The sequence below is a fragment of the Acinetobacter sp. A22 genome (assembly GCF_030913345.1).
GTDB lineage: Bacteria > Pseudomonadota > Gammaproteobacteria > Pseudomonadales > Moraxellaceae > Acinetobacter > Acinetobacter junii.
In genome coordinates, this window is record NZ_CP133162.1 from 2,419,011 (window position 1) to 2,436,072 (window position 17,062).

At 41.3% G+C, this 17,062-nt stretch carries 8 protein-coding genes, 2 tRNA genes, 3 rRNA genes and 4 pseudogenes; 2 read left to right on the plus strand and 15 right to left on the minus strand.

Annotated features, from left to right (window positions below):
• Positions 1-141: 141 nt before the first annotated feature.
• The 11 genes and pseudogenes from rrf to Q9Q86_RS11865 form a co-directional block, all read right to left on the minus strand.
• A 5S ribosomal RNA gene (gene rrf, locus Q9Q86_RS11815) occupies positions 142-256 on the minus strand.
• Positions 257-430: 174 nt separating this feature from the next.
• Positions 431-3,322, minus strand: a 23S ribosomal RNA gene (locus Q9Q86_RS11820).
• A 380-nt stretch (positions 3,323-3,702) separates the two neighbouring features.
• Positions 3,703-3,778, minus strand: a tRNA-Ala gene (locus Q9Q86_RS11825).
• Between the two features lie 70 nt (positions 3,779-3,848).
• Positions 3,849-3,925: transfer RNA gene (locus Q9Q86_RS11830), tRNA-Ile, on the minus strand.
• Positions 3,926-3,984: 59 nt separating this feature from the next.
• Positions 3,985-5,521: ribosomal RNA gene (locus Q9Q86_RS11835) — 16S ribosomal RNA — on the minus strand.
• The 16S, 23S and 5S rRNA genes sit together here with 2 tRNA genes alongside, the layout of an rRNA operon.
• A 413-nt stretch (positions 5,522-5,934) precedes the next feature.
• Positions 5,935-6,963: an IS701-like element ISAba11 family transposase gene (locus Q9Q86_RS11840; protein WP_142028625.1), complete on the minus strand. Its 1,029-nt coding sequence runs from the start codon at positions 6,961-6,963 to the stop codon at positions 5,935-5,937.
• 381 nt (positions 6,964-7,344) lie between these two features.
• Positions 7,345-9,321: a choline BCCT transporter BetT gene (locus Q9Q86_RS11845; protein ID WP_075695880.1), complete on the minus strand. Its 1,977-nt coding sequence runs from the start codon at positions 9,319-9,321 to the stop codon at positions 7,345-7,347.
• Between the two features lie 159 nt (positions 9,322-9,480).
• Positions 9,481-9,741 (minus strand): annotated as a pseudogene (locus Q9Q86_RS11850) (ion channel); the annotation flags it as partial.
• Positions 9,742-9,775: 34 nt separating this feature from the next.
• A complete protein-coding gene (locus Q9Q86_RS11855; RefSeq protein ID WP_004912080.1) occupies positions 9,776-10,522 on the minus strand; it encodes an IS5 family transposase in 747 nt (248 codons plus the stop codon).
• 70 nt (positions 10,523-10,592) lie between these two features.
• A pseudogene (locus Q9Q86_RS11860) lies at positions 10,593-11,030 on the minus strand (two pore domain potassium channel family protein); the annotation flags it as partial.
• A 35-nt stretch (positions 11,031-11,065) separates the two neighbouring features.
• Positions 11,066-11,338 (minus strand): annotated as a pseudogene (locus Q9Q86_RS11865) (TetR/AcrR family transcriptional regulator); the annotation flags it as partial.
• A 55-nt stretch (positions 11,339-11,393) separates the two neighbouring features.
• On the opposite strand from Q9Q86_RS11865, the gene Q9Q86_RS11870 reads away from it, so the two are divergent.
• Positions 11,394-12,326 carry an IS5 family transposase gene (locus Q9Q86_RS11870; RefSeq protein WP_005064486.1) on the plus strand — a complete coding sequence of 311 codons (933 nt, stop codon included), beginning with the start codon at positions 11,394-11,396 and terminating at the stop codon, positions 12,324-12,326.
• 51 nt (positions 12,327-12,377) lie between these two features.
• Here Q9Q86_RS11870 and Q9Q86_RS11875 read toward each other — a convergent pair.
• Positions 12,378-12,713: pseudogene (locus tag Q9Q86_RS11875) on the minus strand (TetR/AcrR family transcriptional regulator); the annotation flags it as partial.
• Between the two features lie 85 nt (positions 12,714-12,798).
• On the opposite strand from Q9Q86_RS11875, the gene Q9Q86_RS11880 reads away from it, so the two are divergent.
• Positions 12,799-14,004, plus strand: coding sequence for an oxygenase MpaB family protein (locus Q9Q86_RS11880; RefSeq protein ID WP_112986334.1), 1,206 nt, complete (start codon positions 12,799-12,801; stop codon positions 14,002-14,004).
• A gap of 52 nt (positions 14,005-14,056) precedes the next feature.
• Here Q9Q86_RS11880 and Q9Q86_RS11885 read toward each other — a convergent pair whose 3' ends face one another.
• From Q9Q86_RS11885 to Q9Q86_RS11895, 3 genes are all read right to left on the minus strand, one after another.
• Entirely contained in the window at positions 14,057-15,772 is a 1,716-nt protein-coding gene (locus Q9Q86_RS11885) for a cation acetate symporter (protein WP_004905491.1), read from the minus strand.
• Between the two features lies 1 nt (position 15,773).
• Positions 15,774-16,106: a DUF485 domain-containing protein gene (locus Q9Q86_RS11890; RefSeq protein WP_004956538.1), complete on the minus strand. Its 333-nt coding sequence runs from the start codon at positions 16,104-16,106 to the stop codon at positions 15,774-15,776.
• A gap of 192 nt (positions 16,107-16,298) precedes the next feature.
• A complete protein-coding gene (locus tag Q9Q86_RS11895) occupies positions 16,299-17,000 on the minus strand; it encodes an IS1-like element ISPa14 family transposase (protein WP_004678526.1) in 702 nt (233 codons plus the stop codon).
• Positions 17,001-17,062: the final 62 nt, after the last annotated feature.

Consider the following 17,062-nt stretch of genomic DNA (forward strand, 5'->3'; position numbering starts at 1 on the left):
TGAATTCCTTTTTTATAATTATGAATTTAACTCGATTATAAATTGAAGTAGAGATAAAACAATTGAGATTAGTTTTAAGTTTTCTTATTTCAATAAAAAACACCCCCTCTGCGTATGCGGAGGGGGTGTTTTAGATTTAAAAGCTGGCGATGACTTACTCTCACATGGCAAACGCCACACTACCATCAGCGCGAAGAGGTTTCACTTCTGAGTTCGGGAAGGGATCAGGTGGTTCACTCTTGCTATTGTCGCCAGCAAACTGTTGTGGTGTTTTCGGGTCTTATTCACATTAATTAATAATGTTTGCCTTACTTACGATCCAAAGAGTTATTAACGGATTAGATAATTGGTCTGTATTGTAACTAGTTTGTACACTAAATCAAGTTATGTATTGAATTTATCTTGAATACAACAACTGTTTGGGTGTTGTATAGTCAAGCCTCACGAGCAATTAGTATTGGTCAGCTTCACACGTCACCGTGCTTCCACACCCAACCTATCAACGTCCTAGTCTCGAACGGCTCTTTAGAGGAATAAATTCCTAGGGAAATCTTATCTTGAGGTAGGCTTCCCGCTTAGATGCTTTCAGCGGTTATCCCTTCCGAACATAGCTACCCGGCGATGCCACTGGCGTGACAACCGGTACACCAGAGGTTCGTCCACTCTGGTCCTCTCGTACTAGGAGCAGATCCTCTCAAATTTCCAGCGCCCACGGTAGATAGGGACCGAACTGTCTCACGACGTTCTAAACCCAGCTCGCGTACCTCTTTAAATGGCGAACAGCCATACCCTTGGGACCTGCTTCAGCCCCAGGATGAGATGAGCCGACATCGAGGTGCCAAACACCGCCGTCGATATGAACTCTTGGGCGGTATCAGCCTGTTATCCCCAGAGTACCTTTTATCCGTTGAGCGATGGCCCTTCCATACAGAACCACCGGATCACTAAGACCTACTTTCGTACCTGCTCGACTTGTGGGTCTCGCAGTTAAGCGCGCTTTTGCCTTTATACTCTACGCGTGATTTCCGACCACGCTGAGCGCACCTTCGTACTCCTCCGTTACTCTTTAGGAGGAGACCGCCCCAGTCAAACTACCCACCAGACATGGTCCTCGTCCCGGATTACGGGACAGAGTTAGAACCTCAACATTACCAGGGTGGTATTTCAAGGACGGCTCCATTGGAACTAGCGTTCCAACTTCAAAGCCTCCCACCTATCCTACACAAGTAAGGTCAAAGTTCAATGTCAAGCTGCAGTAAAGGTTCACGGGGTCTTTCCGTCTAGCCGCGGGTACACTGCATCTTCACAGCGATTTCGATTTCACTGAGCCTCTGCTGGAGACAGCGCCGCCATCATTATGCCATTCGTGCAGGTCGGAACTTACCCGACAAGGAATTTCGCTACCTTAGGACCGTTATAGTTACGGCCGCCGTTTACTGGGGCTTCGATCAAGAGCTTCGCTTACGCTAACCCCATCAATTAACCTTCCAGCACCGGGCAGGCATCACACCCTATACGTCCACTTTCGTGTTTGCAGAGTGCTATGTTTTTAATAAACAGTTGCAGCGGCCTGGTTTCTGCGGCTGCCAACCGCTCAGGGAGCAAGTCCCATCACCGTCAGCAGCGTACCTTCTCCCGAAGTTACGGTACCATTTTGCCTAGTTCCTTCAGCAGAGTTCTCTCAAGCGCTTTGGTCTACTCGACCTGACCACCTGTGTCGGTTTCGGGTACGATTCCTGTGTAACTGAAGCTTAGAGACTTTTCCTGGAAGCATGGTATCAGCCACTTCACTGTACAAGTACAGCTTGCTATCGACTCTCAGCATAGAGCACCCCGGATTTGCCTAAGATGCATGCCTACGGTCTTCCACCTGGACAACCAACGCCAGGCTGACTTAACCTTCTCCGTCCTCTCATCGCATTACACAGAAGTATTGGAATATTAACCAATTTCCCATCGACTACGCCTCTCGGCCTCGCCTTAGGGGTCGACTCACCCAGCCCCGATTAACGTTGGACTGGAACCCTTGGTCTTTCAGCGAACGGGTTTTTCACCCGTTTTGTCGTTACTCACGTCAGCATTCGCACTTCTGATACCTCCAGCATACTTCTCAATACACCTTCATCGGCTTACAGAACGCTCCCCTACCACGTATACAAAGTATACATCCGCAGCTTCGGCACATAGTTTTAGCCCCGTTACATCTTCCGCGCAGGCCGACTCGACTAGTGAGCTATTACGCTTTCTTTAAAGGGTGGCTGCTTCTAAGCCAACCTCCTAGCTGTCTATGCCTTCCCACATCGTTTCCCACTTAACTATGATTTTGGGGCCTTAGCTGGCGGTCTGGATTGTTTTCCTCTTGACTACGGACGTTAGCACCCGCAGTCTGTCTCCCGGATAGTACTCATTGGTATTCGGAGTTTGCATCGGTTTGGTAAGTCGGGATGACCCCCTAGCCGAAACAGTGCTCTACCCCCAATGGTATTCGTCCGAGGCGCTACCTAAATAGCTTTCGGGGAGAACCAGCTATCACCAGGCTTGATTAGCCTTTCACCCCTATCCACAAGTCATCCCCTGGCTTTTCAACGACAGTGGGTTCGGTCCTCCAGTTAGTGTTACCCAACCTTCAACCTGCTCATGGATAGATCGCCTGGTTTCGGGTCTATACCCAGCAACTAAACGCCCTATTAAGACTCGATTTCTCTACGGCTCCCCTATTCGGTTAACCTCGCTACTGAATATAAGTCGCTGACCCATTATACAAAAGGTACGCAGTCACCGAACAAGTCGGCTCCCACTGCTTGTATGCATGCGGTTTCAGGATCTATTTCACTCCCCTCACAGGGGTTCTTTTCGCCTTTCCCTCACGGTACTGGTTCACTATCGGTCAGTCAGGAGTATTTAGCCTTGGAGGATGGTCCCCCCATATTCAGACAAGGTTTCACGTGCCTCGCCCTACTCGTCATCATTATGTGTGCCCTTTCGTGTACGGGAATATCACCCTCTACGTTCGCACTTCCCAGAGCGTTCCACTAAAACACACATAACTTAATGGGCTGCTCCCCGTTCGCTCGCCGCTACTAAGGGAATCTCAATTGATTTCTTTTCCTAAGGGTACTGAGATGTTTCACTTCCCCTCGTTCGCTTCATAAACCTATGTATTCAGTTTATGATACCCGCCTTATAGCGGGTGGGTTCCCCCATTCAGAAATCTCCGGATCAAAGGATATTTGCCGCCTCCCCGGAGCTTTTCGCAGGCTATCACGTCTTTCATCGCCTCTGACTGCCAAGGCATCCACCACATGCACTTAATTACTTGACTATACAACCCCAAACAGTCGTTAACACATACAAGTGAGTGTTATCGTTGCAAACTTAATTGCTACTGGTTTGTTGTCTGTGAATTTAATCACCATACAGCTTCAATCTAAATTCATATACCAAAACGCTTGATTCAGTGTTTTTACTAGTTCTCAATATGTTTAAATCAATCAAATTACTTCGATCAACTTAAATTCTTGAGTGAACAATTTATTTCAGACTCAATTTTCTAATCTGTTAATGATTAACTACCACCTCGTCGGTGCGTAGTAAACTGTGATAAATCACAGAGATTAATAAACCAAGATCAATTACTTAATCTTTTTATTCATTAAACTCTATAATCTATTTAGCTCAGAATTAAACATTTCATTTAATTCATGGTGGAGACTAGGAGAGTCGAACTCCTGACCTCCTGCGTGCAAAGCAGGCGCTCTACCAACTAAGCTAAGTCCCCAGCTTTAATCATAATGAACGACATATCTTTTTATCTAGCAGCTTGTGATTATTCATCACTTCGTCAGTAGTGGTGGGTCTGACAAGACTTGAACTTGTGACCCCACGCTTATCAAGCGTGTGCTCTAACCAACTGAGCTACAGACCCTCAGATACATCTTCGAAGAACAACTTGTTGTGGATTCTTACCAGTCACCAATCTTTCGTTAAGGAGGTGATCCAGCCGCAGGTTCCCCTACGGCTACCTTGTTACGACTTCACCCCAGTCATCGGCCACACCGTGGTAAGCGTCCTCCTTGCGGTTAGACTACCTACTTCTGGTGCAACAAACTCCCATGGTGTGACGGGCGGTGTGTACAAGGCCCGGGAACGTATTCACCGCGGCATTCTGATCCGCGATTACTAGCGATTCCGACTTCATGGAGTCGAGTTGCAGACTCCAATCCGGACTACGATCGGCTTTTTGAGATTAGCATCACATCGCTGTGTAGCAACCCTTTGTACCGACCATTGTAGCACGTGTGTAGCCCTGGCCGTAAGGGCCATGATGACTTGACGTCGTCCCCGCCTTCCTCCAGTTTGTCACTGGCAGTATCCTTAAAGTTCCCATCCGAAATGCTGGCAAGTAAGGAAAAGGGTTGCGCTCGTTGCGGGACTTAACCCAACATCTCACGACACGAGCTGACGACAGCCATGCAGCACCTGTATCTAGATTCCCGAAGGCACCAATCCATCTCTGGAAAGTTTCTAGTATGTCAAGGCCAGGTAAGGTTCTTCGCGTTGCATCGAATTAAACCACATGCTCCACCGCTTGTGCGGGCCCCCGTCAATTCATTTGAGTTTTAGTCTTGCGACCGTACTCCCCAGGCGGTCTACTTATCGCGTTAGCTGCGCCACTAAAGCCTCAAAGGCCCCAACGGCTAGTAGACATCGTTTACGGCATGGACTACCAGGGTATCTAATCCTGTTTGCTCCCCATGCTTTCGTACCTCAGCGTCAGTATTAGGCCAGATGGCTGCCTTCGCCATCGGTATTCCTCCAGATCTCTACGCATTTCACCGCTACACCTGGAATTCTACCATCCTCTCCCATACTCTAGCTTCCCAGTATCGAATGCAATTCCCAAGTTAAGCTCGGGGATTTCACATCCGACTTAAAAAGCCGCCTACGCACGCTTTACGCCCAGTAAATCCGATTAACGCTCGCACCCTCTGTATTACCGCGGCTGCTGGCACAGAGTTAGCCGGTGCTTATTCTGCGAGTAACGTCCACTATCCAAGAGTATTAGTCTCAGTAGCCTCCTCCTCGCTTAAAGTGCTTTACAACCATAAGGCCTTCTTCACACACGCGGCATGGCTGGATCAGGGTTCCCCCCATTGTCCAATATTCCCCACTGCTGCCTCCCGTAGGAGTCTGGGCCGTGTCTCAGTCCCAGTGTGGCGGATCATCCTCTCAGACCCGCTACAGATCGTCGCCTTGGTAGGCCTTTACCCCACCAACTAGCTAATCCGACTTAGGCTCATCTATTAGCGCAAGGTCCGAAGATCCCCTGCTTTCTCCCGTAGGACGTATGCGGTATTAGCATTCCTTTCGGAATGTTGTCCCCCACTAATAGGCAGATTCCTAAGCATTACTCACCCGTCCGCCGCTAAGATAAGGTGCAAGCACCTCATCTCCGCTCGACTTGCATGTGTTAAGCCTGCCGCCAGCGTTCAATCTGAGCCATGATCAAACTCTTCAGTTAAAATCATTTTGCACCTTAGTTAAGACAAGGTGCTAATTCTGGCTCATCAATTTTCTGACTAAAAATTCGCTCAAATAAACTTCGAGAAATTTCTACCATTCAATCAATGAAAATATATTCGATCGATCAACCAGTAAAAATCCACACAAGTTGTTCTTCTATTCTCTTAATGATCTTCTCGATGATTCGTCATCATCAAGCTAGGTCGGCTATATTACTCTAAATTTCTTTAAAGTCAACAGGTAATTTAGATATTTTTAAAACTTATCAACCAATCCAAGAATCTAACCACTTTAGCCAAATCCTTGTTTCTCAACAAGTTTTTATCCGCATCACCGCCGATGGATGTGCATTCTACAGCATTTCTAATCGCTTGCAAGAGATTTTAAAAATTTAATAGGACTTACGCACTATTATTTATAGATTCTCTGTGGTAGGAGATGATTTTTATCGAGAATAAAGTCATCAATGAAGTCTTTGATGATTGGTCTAAATAATTTCTTCTGCCAACGATATACATTTTCAAAGATCCGCTCAAACTGGTTCTTTTGTATCTCGACGTAGGCCATCAAGGCTGCAAAAATATGATTCAAAATCAGTTTAGATCGTCTTACTTGAAACTTTTCAATATGACAAACCTGTTTAATCACTCGGTGATATTGCTCTATTTTCCAATGACTTGAATGTAATTCATGAAAACCCTCAAAGGACAATAAATCATCTTCATCTTGATGCACAATATAAAACCTCTGCTGTTCTTTTAACTGAGTCTTAAATAATTGTACAAAGCCAAAATCTTTGAGCCAGACCACTTGACCCTGATGAAAATCTGGCAATAAACGCAGTTGAAACCATTGTCCTTTTTCTGGGGAAACCTTACGGTTACAGTCGATACCAAACATAAATCGAATACCATATTTTCTTATGGTTTTTAGATTTCCAGTCGATGAATACCAACTATCACCTGTAATAAATTGAATCTTTGCACCCCAACTGAGTACTTCACTTAACATATCCATAAAGTAATCATTCTTGGTTTTACTTTCAGATTTGTCATAAATTCGGAAATTAATTGGAATATTTTGACCATTTTGATCTGTCGCATACAAGGTAATGAGATTAATACCCTTGACGGATCGGTGGTGTTTGCCTGACCAAAAATAGCTAACTAAGTCCATATGCTGACTATATGGTTTATCTAAAACAGTATCATCAATACTGACTATAAGTTTATTATTATCAATATGTTGAATTGATTCTTGATATAGGTCGTGAGGTGTGTAGTCTTCACGCTCTAGAAAGCGATTTACACTATCATGCGAGATGTTATAAGTCTCGGCAAGTTGTGTGCAGCTAATAGAGTTCGGTTCTGTCATGAGAAAGCCCATATAAATGGGTAGAGTACAGGTTGCTGTAGAAGCATGTTTAATTCGTCTAATCACAGATACTTTATAAAGCATTTTAATACTTTTTTGAATCTGTCAATGCGTAAGTCCTATTTAATTATTTGGTTGTTTTATTTTTAAACTTTAACTTATCTAATTTACTGATTTATATAATTTAAAATTTATTAATTATAAGAAAAAACGAATTTTACAAACCTAACTTACTGTAATTTAATAATTTTATTAAAAAATTGTTTTAATTATCTACAGAAAACTAGCTCTATTTTTATATTTAGCCTGTATTTAAGACAATATCCTGAGTTAGAAAATATTTCTTAAAGTTCAATAATGCTCAAATTTAATTCATTCAAAATAAAATAACGGCTTCAATTACTTTGAAGCCGTTATTTTAATCTCTCAGGAAATTATTTTTGAGGGTTAGGAAGTTGTCGTTCGTACAATATTTAAGAAATAAAGATGTCGTTCATACTGATCAATAATGTCCTGAATTAAATCTTCTTGCGTCCAATCCATTACATCATAGTTTTGACCACCCTCTCGCAAAAACACTTCGGCTTGGAAATATGAAGAATCATCGATCTCAGATCGACCGAGCATAAAACTCGGTGGAAGCGTTGCATGTGATACGACTTTATAAATAAAGTTAATTTCATGCTGATGGTCAACATGTAGCTGCAAACCCTGTTCAGTCTCTTGAATGTCAACTTCTAAATGTCGACGTTTGAATTCTCGTTGAATGCTTTCGAAGGCTTTGCGAACGTCATTTGCAATATAGTTTCTCACCTCTTGTTCTGTATGCGGATAATGCATAATCAATCCTAAACGTTGCTGCCAACTTCGTGGGTTGTTGATTGCGCGTGGTGTGATACGTGCCTCTTGGATAGCTCGAGTTTTGGTTACATCCAAATTCAATGCTTTTAAAAGCCCCCAACTCATCAACAACATCACAATCGTAAAAGGCAATGCACTCATAATAATGGATGACTGTAATGCGGCTAGACCACCGACGAGTAAAAGCGTAATCGCCAATAGCGCCATCAAGACAGTCCAAAATAAACGCTGCCAAGTCGGTGAGTTTTCAGTTTTTGAGGTGAGATAATCCGTCACCAATGCACCCGAATCAGCTGAGGTAACGAAAAAAAGTATAACCAAAAGCGTGGCAACAGAACTTAAAATTCCTGAGAATGGAAGATGATTTAAAAATTCGAATAATGCAACCGAAGAGTCTAACTGTACCGCCTGAATTAAATTGGTATTGCTTTCTTGCATGATGCTAAAAAGTGCCGCATTTCCTAAAAAGCCCATCCAAATAATAGTAAAGCCTGTAGGAATCAGTAATACACCAACAATAAACTCGCGAATTGTTCGTCCTCTTGATACTCTTGCAATAAACATTCCCACGAATGGAGACCATGAAATCCACCATGCCCAATAAAGGATTGTCCATCCTCCAATCCAACCATTGGGTTGATAGGCATAAAGATTAAAAGTCATCGCAAATAAATTTGAGATGTAAGAACCTGTATTTTGAATCGTGGTCTGTAACAGATAGATACTCGGCCCTGCAATAAATACAAAAGCAAGAAGGGTTAAAGCGAGAATTAGATTTAATTCAGAAAGGCGTTTCACGCCTTTATCGAGTCCTAGAAAAACAGATAAAGATGCCAAAATACTGACAAATATAATAAGTCCAACTTGGATATTTGTACTTTGTTCTATCCCAAATAAATAATGCAAACCTGAATTAATTTGCGTTACCCCAAAACCCAATGAAGTCGCGACACCAAATACAGTTCCAATCGTTGCAAAAGTATCAATACTATCGCCCAAAGGGCCATAAATCCGTTCACCGATAATAGGATAAAGTGCTGAACGTGTTTTTAAAGGCAAATTATGTCGATACGCAAAATACGCTAGAGCTAAACCCACCAAGGCATAAATTGCCCATGCATGTAATCCCCAATGAAAAAAGGTAATTCTTAATGCTTGTTGAGCTGAGGCGACACTTTCAGGATCACCACTCGGCGGACTGACATAGTGCATGACAGGTTCAGCCACACCAAAAAACATCAAACCAATCCCCATGCCTGCCGTAAATAGCATGGCAAACCACGAACCATTTTTATATTCAGGCTGGCTGTGATCAGGTCCGAGTTTGATTTTCCCACTGTCCGAACAGGCGATGTAAATCAGTAGAATAAGGAAAACGGCGACTGATAATACATAGAACCAACTAAACGAGTCAGTGATCCACTGTTTCAGTTGTTGAGTTAAAAACTCAAACGAGCTTGGGGCAATTATCACAATTGCTAAGAAAATTGCGATAATAATGACTGTGCTAAAAAACACATTTGGATTCACATTCGCAAACTGCGAAGGAGTCTTGGAAGACATAATTCACCCATATTATTTTAATGATCATGACAGACCTATAGGTCAAATAAGACATTCACTTAATGTGAACAAAAGCGAGTTCAAAACAAGAAAAACTCAAACAAAAGTATATAAAACGTGAAAAATAACGCAGTTGTAATGCTGTAACAGGATTAAAGATTAATCTTGTGAATTTTTCGGTGCATGAGGAATATATTGCAGCGCAATTAATCTCGAAACAATCACTGCAAAATACATCACACCACCAAACATCTGTAGCATGGTTAATACTCGAGCGGCTGGACTGAGTGGCATAAGATCAGATAATCCTGTGGCTGATTGCAAACTAAAACTCAAAAAGAGTAGGTCTAACCAACGTTGTAAGGCTTCAGGATGGTTTGGATTTTGAAAACTATTCGGCAAAATAATCTGACAAATACTAGGGTCTGTTGACATTTACTGTTCATAATTAAACCTATAAAGGTAGCCATAAAAATATACAGGCTAAGGCAACAGCACTTTGATAATTTCTTTTGAGCTTGTCATATCGAGTAGCTATCCCTCTAAATTGTTTTAATCTACAAAACATATTTTCAACTAAATGCCTGATTTTATATAAATACCAGTCCATATGATCATTGTTCGATTGGCTATTTATTTTCTTTGGTATATTCGCTTTTGTTCCTGTTTTTCTGATCTGCTCACGCAGTGGTTCTGAATCATAGCCTTTATCTGCGCATACCACTTCTGTCTCTTTTAAATCTAATGTTGCTATTAAATCAGGTGCAACTTTGATGTCATGTGTAGTGCCATCGGTAATCATGAAATCAATAGGATTGCCATGTGAATCAACAATCAAATGTATTTTTGAGGAGTTTCCTCCTACACTTTTAGAAATGGATTGATTCGCTATACCGGCAGAATGTTGATGAGCACGTACGTGAGAGCCATCAATAAAAATCCACTCCATATCGGGGCATGATGCTAATAATTTGAATAATCTAAGCAACTTACCGCTGCTTGACCAACGATTAAAACGTTTGAAAATAGAGTTTGATTGACCGAAATAGGAAGGAATATCTCGCCACGGACAGCCTGTTCTAATTCTATAGAGAATAGCTTCAATAAAATTACGTAAATTTGAGTTGTGATGAATAGATAAATTACGCAAAATAGTTTTCAACTTTTGCCAGTGTTGATCTGTCAGCATGGTACGAGGCATAGCGAATAGTAAAATTGGGTTTGGCGATTTGATTTTACTACTTCGCTATTTTTTTAAGCTAAAAGTGTCAACACACCCTATATAAAAAAGCGAATGCCCAAGCGATCAAAGTAAATACGGCACCAGCCGCAAATAATTCGTCTTTTGTGAGATAACGATCTGAAAACATATACTTTAGTAAACCATACGCTGCATAAAAATAGGCTAAGGCTTCAAAACTGTATGCCGTAATCTGTATTGTATGATTGTCAAAACCGACAAAGATCAAAATAGAAAATATAAATGCACCACTGACAAAGAATAGTCCCCAAAATGCAAATACTGGGGTTTGTCGAATGACTTTTGCAATAATAAGTAAGGCCAAAACACCTAATGACCAGGTTAATGCACGATAGGCACTATCGTCATAAGTGATTGTGGCTAAAATTAATAAAGCCAATTGCACCAATAAGAGCCAAGCTGATGGCAACAATCTAAATCCATTCCAAAACTGTTTTATTGTTTGCATTACTTTTCCATGTCCAAATTATTGTTTTTCTGAACTCATGATACGGCATCTAAATAAGAAATAATCATATTGGTGAGTTCTTGTTGTAAGCGTTGTTCTTCGATTAAAAACGTATTCTTACTGGCATAACGCATCATTGTAAATAATGTACTATTAATAATCACAAAGGACTTATGTTTTAAAGTTTCAAAATCCCAATGCGGATAATAACGCCCAAATAAATACATCCCTATTTCTAAAAAATGCTGTTCTAAAACTTGCGCTGCATCTGAATCACTATAAGCATGCCAGTTTTTTAAAATTTCAATGGGCTTTGTTGCACAAACCTATCTGTAAAGGCTTTTTCAGCGATATAATTTTCAAATGAAGAAGCCTACACACAAAATCTACCGCACAACCAATTGGCCCGCATATAACCGAGCACTCATTAATCGCGGAAATATTGCCCTTTGGTTTGATCCTGCTACGCAATGGTATGCTCCATCAAAAGGCAAACAAGGGCGAAATCAAACCTACTCCGACGCAGCCATCCAATGCTGCTTAATGATTAAATCCTTATTCCGTCTATCTTTACGTATGGTCACTGGCTTTGTGCAAAGTCTGATTAAACTTTGCGGATTAAATTGGACCGCACCAGATTACAGTACGCTTTGTAGAAGACAAAAGCATATTGATATTGCAATCAGCTACCAAAAAAGTAGCGATGGGCTGCATCTACTCGTAGACTCTACAGGGATGAAGTTTCTAGGTGAGGGCGAATGGAAACGCAAGAAACATGGAGCTGAATATCGTCGCCAATGGCGTAAACTACATATTGGTATAGATGCCAAAACCCTACAAATACGCGCTATTCAGCTCACAACCAATAATGTCTGTGATTCACAGGTGCTTGGTGATTTACTTAATCAGATTCCACAAGATGAGCAGATTGACTCTGTTTATACCGATGGAGCTTATGACACCAAGCAATGCCGTCAGGTCATTGCAGATCGGCAAGCACATGCGGTGATTCCACCTAGAAAAAATGCGAAACCATGGAAAGATACAAAGAGTAGCTCGCTAGAGCGAAATGAATTACTTCGAACAATTAAACGTTTAGGTAGGACACTATGGAAAAAATGGTCAGGCTATCATCGCCGAAGTTTGGTTGAGACTAAAATGCACTGCATCAAATTATTAGGAGATAAACTCAGTGCAAGGAGCTTTGATAGCCAAGTCAATGAGGTTCATGCACGTGTAGCTGTCCTCAACAGATTTACGGAATTAGGTCGACCACTTACCCAAGTTACGCCTTAAATTTGGCTCAATTAGGGGCGCTTTGCCTTTCAAATCTTTGTGCAACAAAGCCATTTCAATGAAAAAACCTTGATCGGATTTTAGGGACTCAAAACCAAATGCAATACTCAATCTGATGATATCTTGAATCGCAGTCTGTTGTTGAAGCATCACCAGCTGTTTCAGTGCTTGTCCTAAATTTTCACTTTTTCTTAACAGCAGTTCAGAAACGATCTGATCTTTATTTTCAAAGTATTGATAAATCGAACCAACGCTTACACCTGATTTTTCTGAAATTTTTGGTGTTGTGAGTTGCAGAATCCCCTGTTCGGAAATGCATTTTTGCGTACCTTCCAAAATACTTTCAACGATCATTTTGGCGCGTTGTTGTTGTGGGCGTTTTCTCATCAAGAGGCTCTGTTGAAATGCGAATTGAATGCGAATAAATATTCATATTATGCTTTGATTAAATAACAATCAAAGGTGTTTTGCAATGCTAAGCATCCCTAAGCCAAGTCGTTTAGCTGCATTTGAAACTATGGTGCAGTCCAATTTAAAAACCAAAATCTTGGGTTATATGACCAATCAACATCTACAACCAAGCTATGCTGAATATTTACAACTCAATGAAGCGCTTCAAGCAGGTGATGAGCCGATGGATCAGGTGATGCGATGGGTATTACAAAATCCCAAACTTCATCGAAAATACTTTGAGACGGCGTTATATGAAGGTTTAGATAAACTGCCTCATGACGTTCCTGAACTGACACAATTTTTTAGCTTAGTTGAACGAAAACCCACTTGGTATGACCAAGTCAAAATAGATAAAGCTCTGCAATTCACTTATCGATTGGGAGCAAATAATGGTCTGATTCTTAGAGATCTCTCTTTAATGGCGGGCTATATGTATCCTGGTTTTAACCAACCGCTAATCCTCACAGGTGCATTAAAAAAACAAGCAGCTACGCGCCTTGCAGAAACCACAAAATGGTGGGTTGATATCACAGAGAAAGAGGGCTTTGAACGTTATAACAAGGGCTTTTGTTCCACAATTTATGTTCGTTTCATTCATTCTTTAGTACGGCATCAGCTACAAAAATCAGAAAAATGGGATGCTGAAACATGGGGCTTACCAATTAATCAATATGATCAAGCCATGACGAATATTGCCTTTAGTGGTGTGGTGCTATTAGGAATTCGAGCCTTAGGTATCTTTCCAAGTGCGGAGGAAGTCGACAGCTTTTTACACTTTTGGAAATATGCAGGTTGGTTGATGGGAATTGAGGAAAAATGGTTGGTGGATCAGGAATCTGAAGGATGGAAACTCATCTACTGGATGCAATTCGCGCATCCAAAATCGGATGCAAGTAGTATTTCACTTGGCTCAAGTCTTTCCAAAGAACCTTTTGAACGAAAATATCGTTATTTGCGCACTTTTCAACAAAAATTGGCATATAAACAACACTTAGAACTGACTCAGTTCTTTATAGGGCGTAAGAAGATGAAATTGTTGGGCTTAACCCCTCAGTCGGCCTCTTGGTTTGCCTATTATTTGATTGGTCGAAACTTGGCACTTTACTCAGGTGCTAAACATATTCCACGATTGAATCAGTTTCTTGAGCATAATGGACGCCATCTGCAAAAACTTGGCTTGTCTCTTTATCGCAATCAAGCACAACAACTGGCCAGTATGCATTAGCAATTAAAAAGCCCTCAATGATGAGGGCTTTTTAATAAAGCGTAGAATCTACTTAGTGATCAGATGCACCTGAGATTCCAATACCTGTTTGTGAGCGAACAAACTGTGCGTCGAATGCTTTGCGTTCTTTTTGAGCGCGTGCTGACTTGTCTGTTACAGAGAAGAACCAGCAGCATAAGAACGATAGTGGCATAGCAAATAATGCAGGACCATTAAATGGGTTTGGTGCTGTTTCTGAGATCGCAAGCGTATCTACCCAAACTGCTTTTGATAAGATAATCAGAGTCACTGCACCAACTAAACCAACAACACCACCGATAACCGCACCACGAGTCGTTAAGCCTTTCCAGAACATTGATAAAACAAGGACTGGGAAGTTTGCACAACATGCTACAGAGAATGCTAAACCAACCATGAAGGCAACGTTTTGTTTCTCGAACAAAATCCCCAAGATCATTGCAAAGATTGCTAAGCCTAAAGTTGCAATTTTAGACATACGCAATTCTGATTGAGGAGTCGTTTTACCTTTTTTGAATACGTTTGCATAAAGGTCATGAGAAATTGCTGAAGCACCTGAGAGTGTCAAACCAGCAACAACCGCCAAGATTGTTGCGAAAGCCACTGCTGAGATGAAGCCCATGAATAGGTCGCCACCCACAGCATCACTAAGGTGAACCGCAGCCATGTTGTTACCACCGACCAACTCTAATTTTCCTGTCATAGCAGCTTTTGCAACATCAAGGAATTGAGGGTTGTTTGCAACAAACAAGATTGCACCGAAACCAATGATGAAAGTTAAAAGATAGAAGTAACCAATAAAACCAGTTGCTACAACTACAGACTTACGTGCTTCTTTTGCATCTTTAACTGTGAAGAAACGCATTAAGATATGTGGTAAACCAGCAGTACCAAACATCAAAGCAAGACCTAATGACAGTGCATCAATTGGGTTTGCAGCGAGTTTGCCTGGCCCCATGATTTTTGCAGCTTCTTCCCAGCTCATACCATGCGCTTGGCTATAAACACCAATCGCTTGGTTAAACATATTCGTGAAACTAAATCCAACAGCTTTCATTACCATAAATGCCATGAAAGTCGCACCACTGAGTAACATCACCGCTTTGATGATTTGTACCCAAGTGGTCGCCAACATACCACCGAAGATTACGTATGCCATCATCAATAAGCCAACGATCACAACAGCGATGTTATAGTTCAGACCAAACAATAATTTGATTAACTGACCTGCACCCACCATTTGAGCAATCAAATAGAATGCAACAACAACCAATGAACTAAATGCTGCTAAGGTACGGACTGGCTTCTCATCTAAGCGGAAAGAAACCACGTCAGATAAATTGTATTTACCCAAGTTACGTAAACGCTCTGCAACTAAGAATAATACAATTGGCCAACCCACCATGAAACCAAGTGAGTAGAGTAAGCCATCAAAACCTGAACTGAAAACAAGTGCGGAAATACCCAAGAACGATGCTGCCGACATATAGTCACCCGCTATCGCCAAACCATTTTGGAAACCGCTGATACCACCGCCTGCCGTATAGAAATCACTAGCATTTGTTGTCTGTTTTGCTGCCCATTTAGTAATAAACAGCGTAAAACCCACGAAGATCATAAACATAATGATCGCGTGCCAGTTGGTTGCTTGCTGCTCTGCTGCTCCAAGGTCTGGTCCAGCGTAGGCGATTCCAGAACTCACCAAGCTTGTGAGAGCGAAGAGTTTCGCTTTTATTGACGTCCCTTTCATCTCAGTGCATTCCTTTTTCATGTGTGATCGCCTCAACTTCCTTGAGAGCCTCTTCATTTAGACGGTCTAATTTATTGTTGGCGATATATGAATACACACCACATAACAAAAAAGACAACACGATAATGCCCAAACCAAGAGGCATCCCCCATGTTGTTACACCACCGCTAAATGAACTTGCTAGAAATTCTTTGTTGTAGCCAACTAAAAGCATAAAGCCGACGTAGATAAACAACATGATTGCTGTTAATGTCCAACTTAAAGTACGCTTCTTGCTCACCATCTCTTGAAACTTTGGATTACGTAGAATTCGTTCTACCTGTGAATCATCCATAACCGACTCCTTATTTTTGTGTCCAACCATGGACCCCTTTTTCAAATGGGATTTTTCATAATTAAAGTTAACAAGATTATGCTTGACTCGTAACTTAGACTTTGGTCTCTAAATGCACATCTCAACTCATCATGCAAGCGAAGCATCGGGTATGATAAAAAATGGGGTGGTGTTTCAAAAAGTATGCTGACATTAAATGAAGCCATTATTGATGTAAAAAAAGGTTAAGTCGAAAGCTTTAAAATGGTTTTCAATCTTTTTTGAAAAATTACAACTCCTTCTAAAACCGCGCCTAATTCGATGCCTTATTTTGCAATTATTACCTTCAATACCTACAGTAAAAAATTTACCAATACTTTGCTCGCAGTTTTTAAAAGCAGTTATGAAACTGTCCCAATGATCACTTGCAATTCGGGTGTAGTGAATACCTAATTGTTTAAGCTTTGTCTTCAATCGTTGAACTGTAGCTAAGTCTCTTTTACCCCAAACATAAGCAACAATCTCACCTGTTTCTCGATGGTAGGCGTAAATAAGCCATTGTTTATTATTTTTATTTCCCACAAAAGTCCAAAACTCATCAACTTCAAGAGACTCATAATGACTTTGTTTAGGCTGAATTTGGTAGGTCGATTCGGTTAAAGTACGTAAAACTTTACCGATACTGATTCGCTCAACTTCAGCGATATCTCGTATACCACTACCTCTGACCATCAACTGTAATATTTTTCGAGTAATGCCTGAATTACATCCTAGATAGCTCAGAGCATGGTCACCAATAAACTGACGTTTACAGTCTTTGCACTGATAGTTTTGTTTCCCATCTACTTTGATGCCATTTTTCTTTATACTGTCACTGAGGCAGGTTGGACATTTGATTTCTAGAGTTATTCGCATTTCTCTATTTTATCAAAATTCAACCTGCTTTGTTTCAGCATACTTTTTGAAACACCACCAAA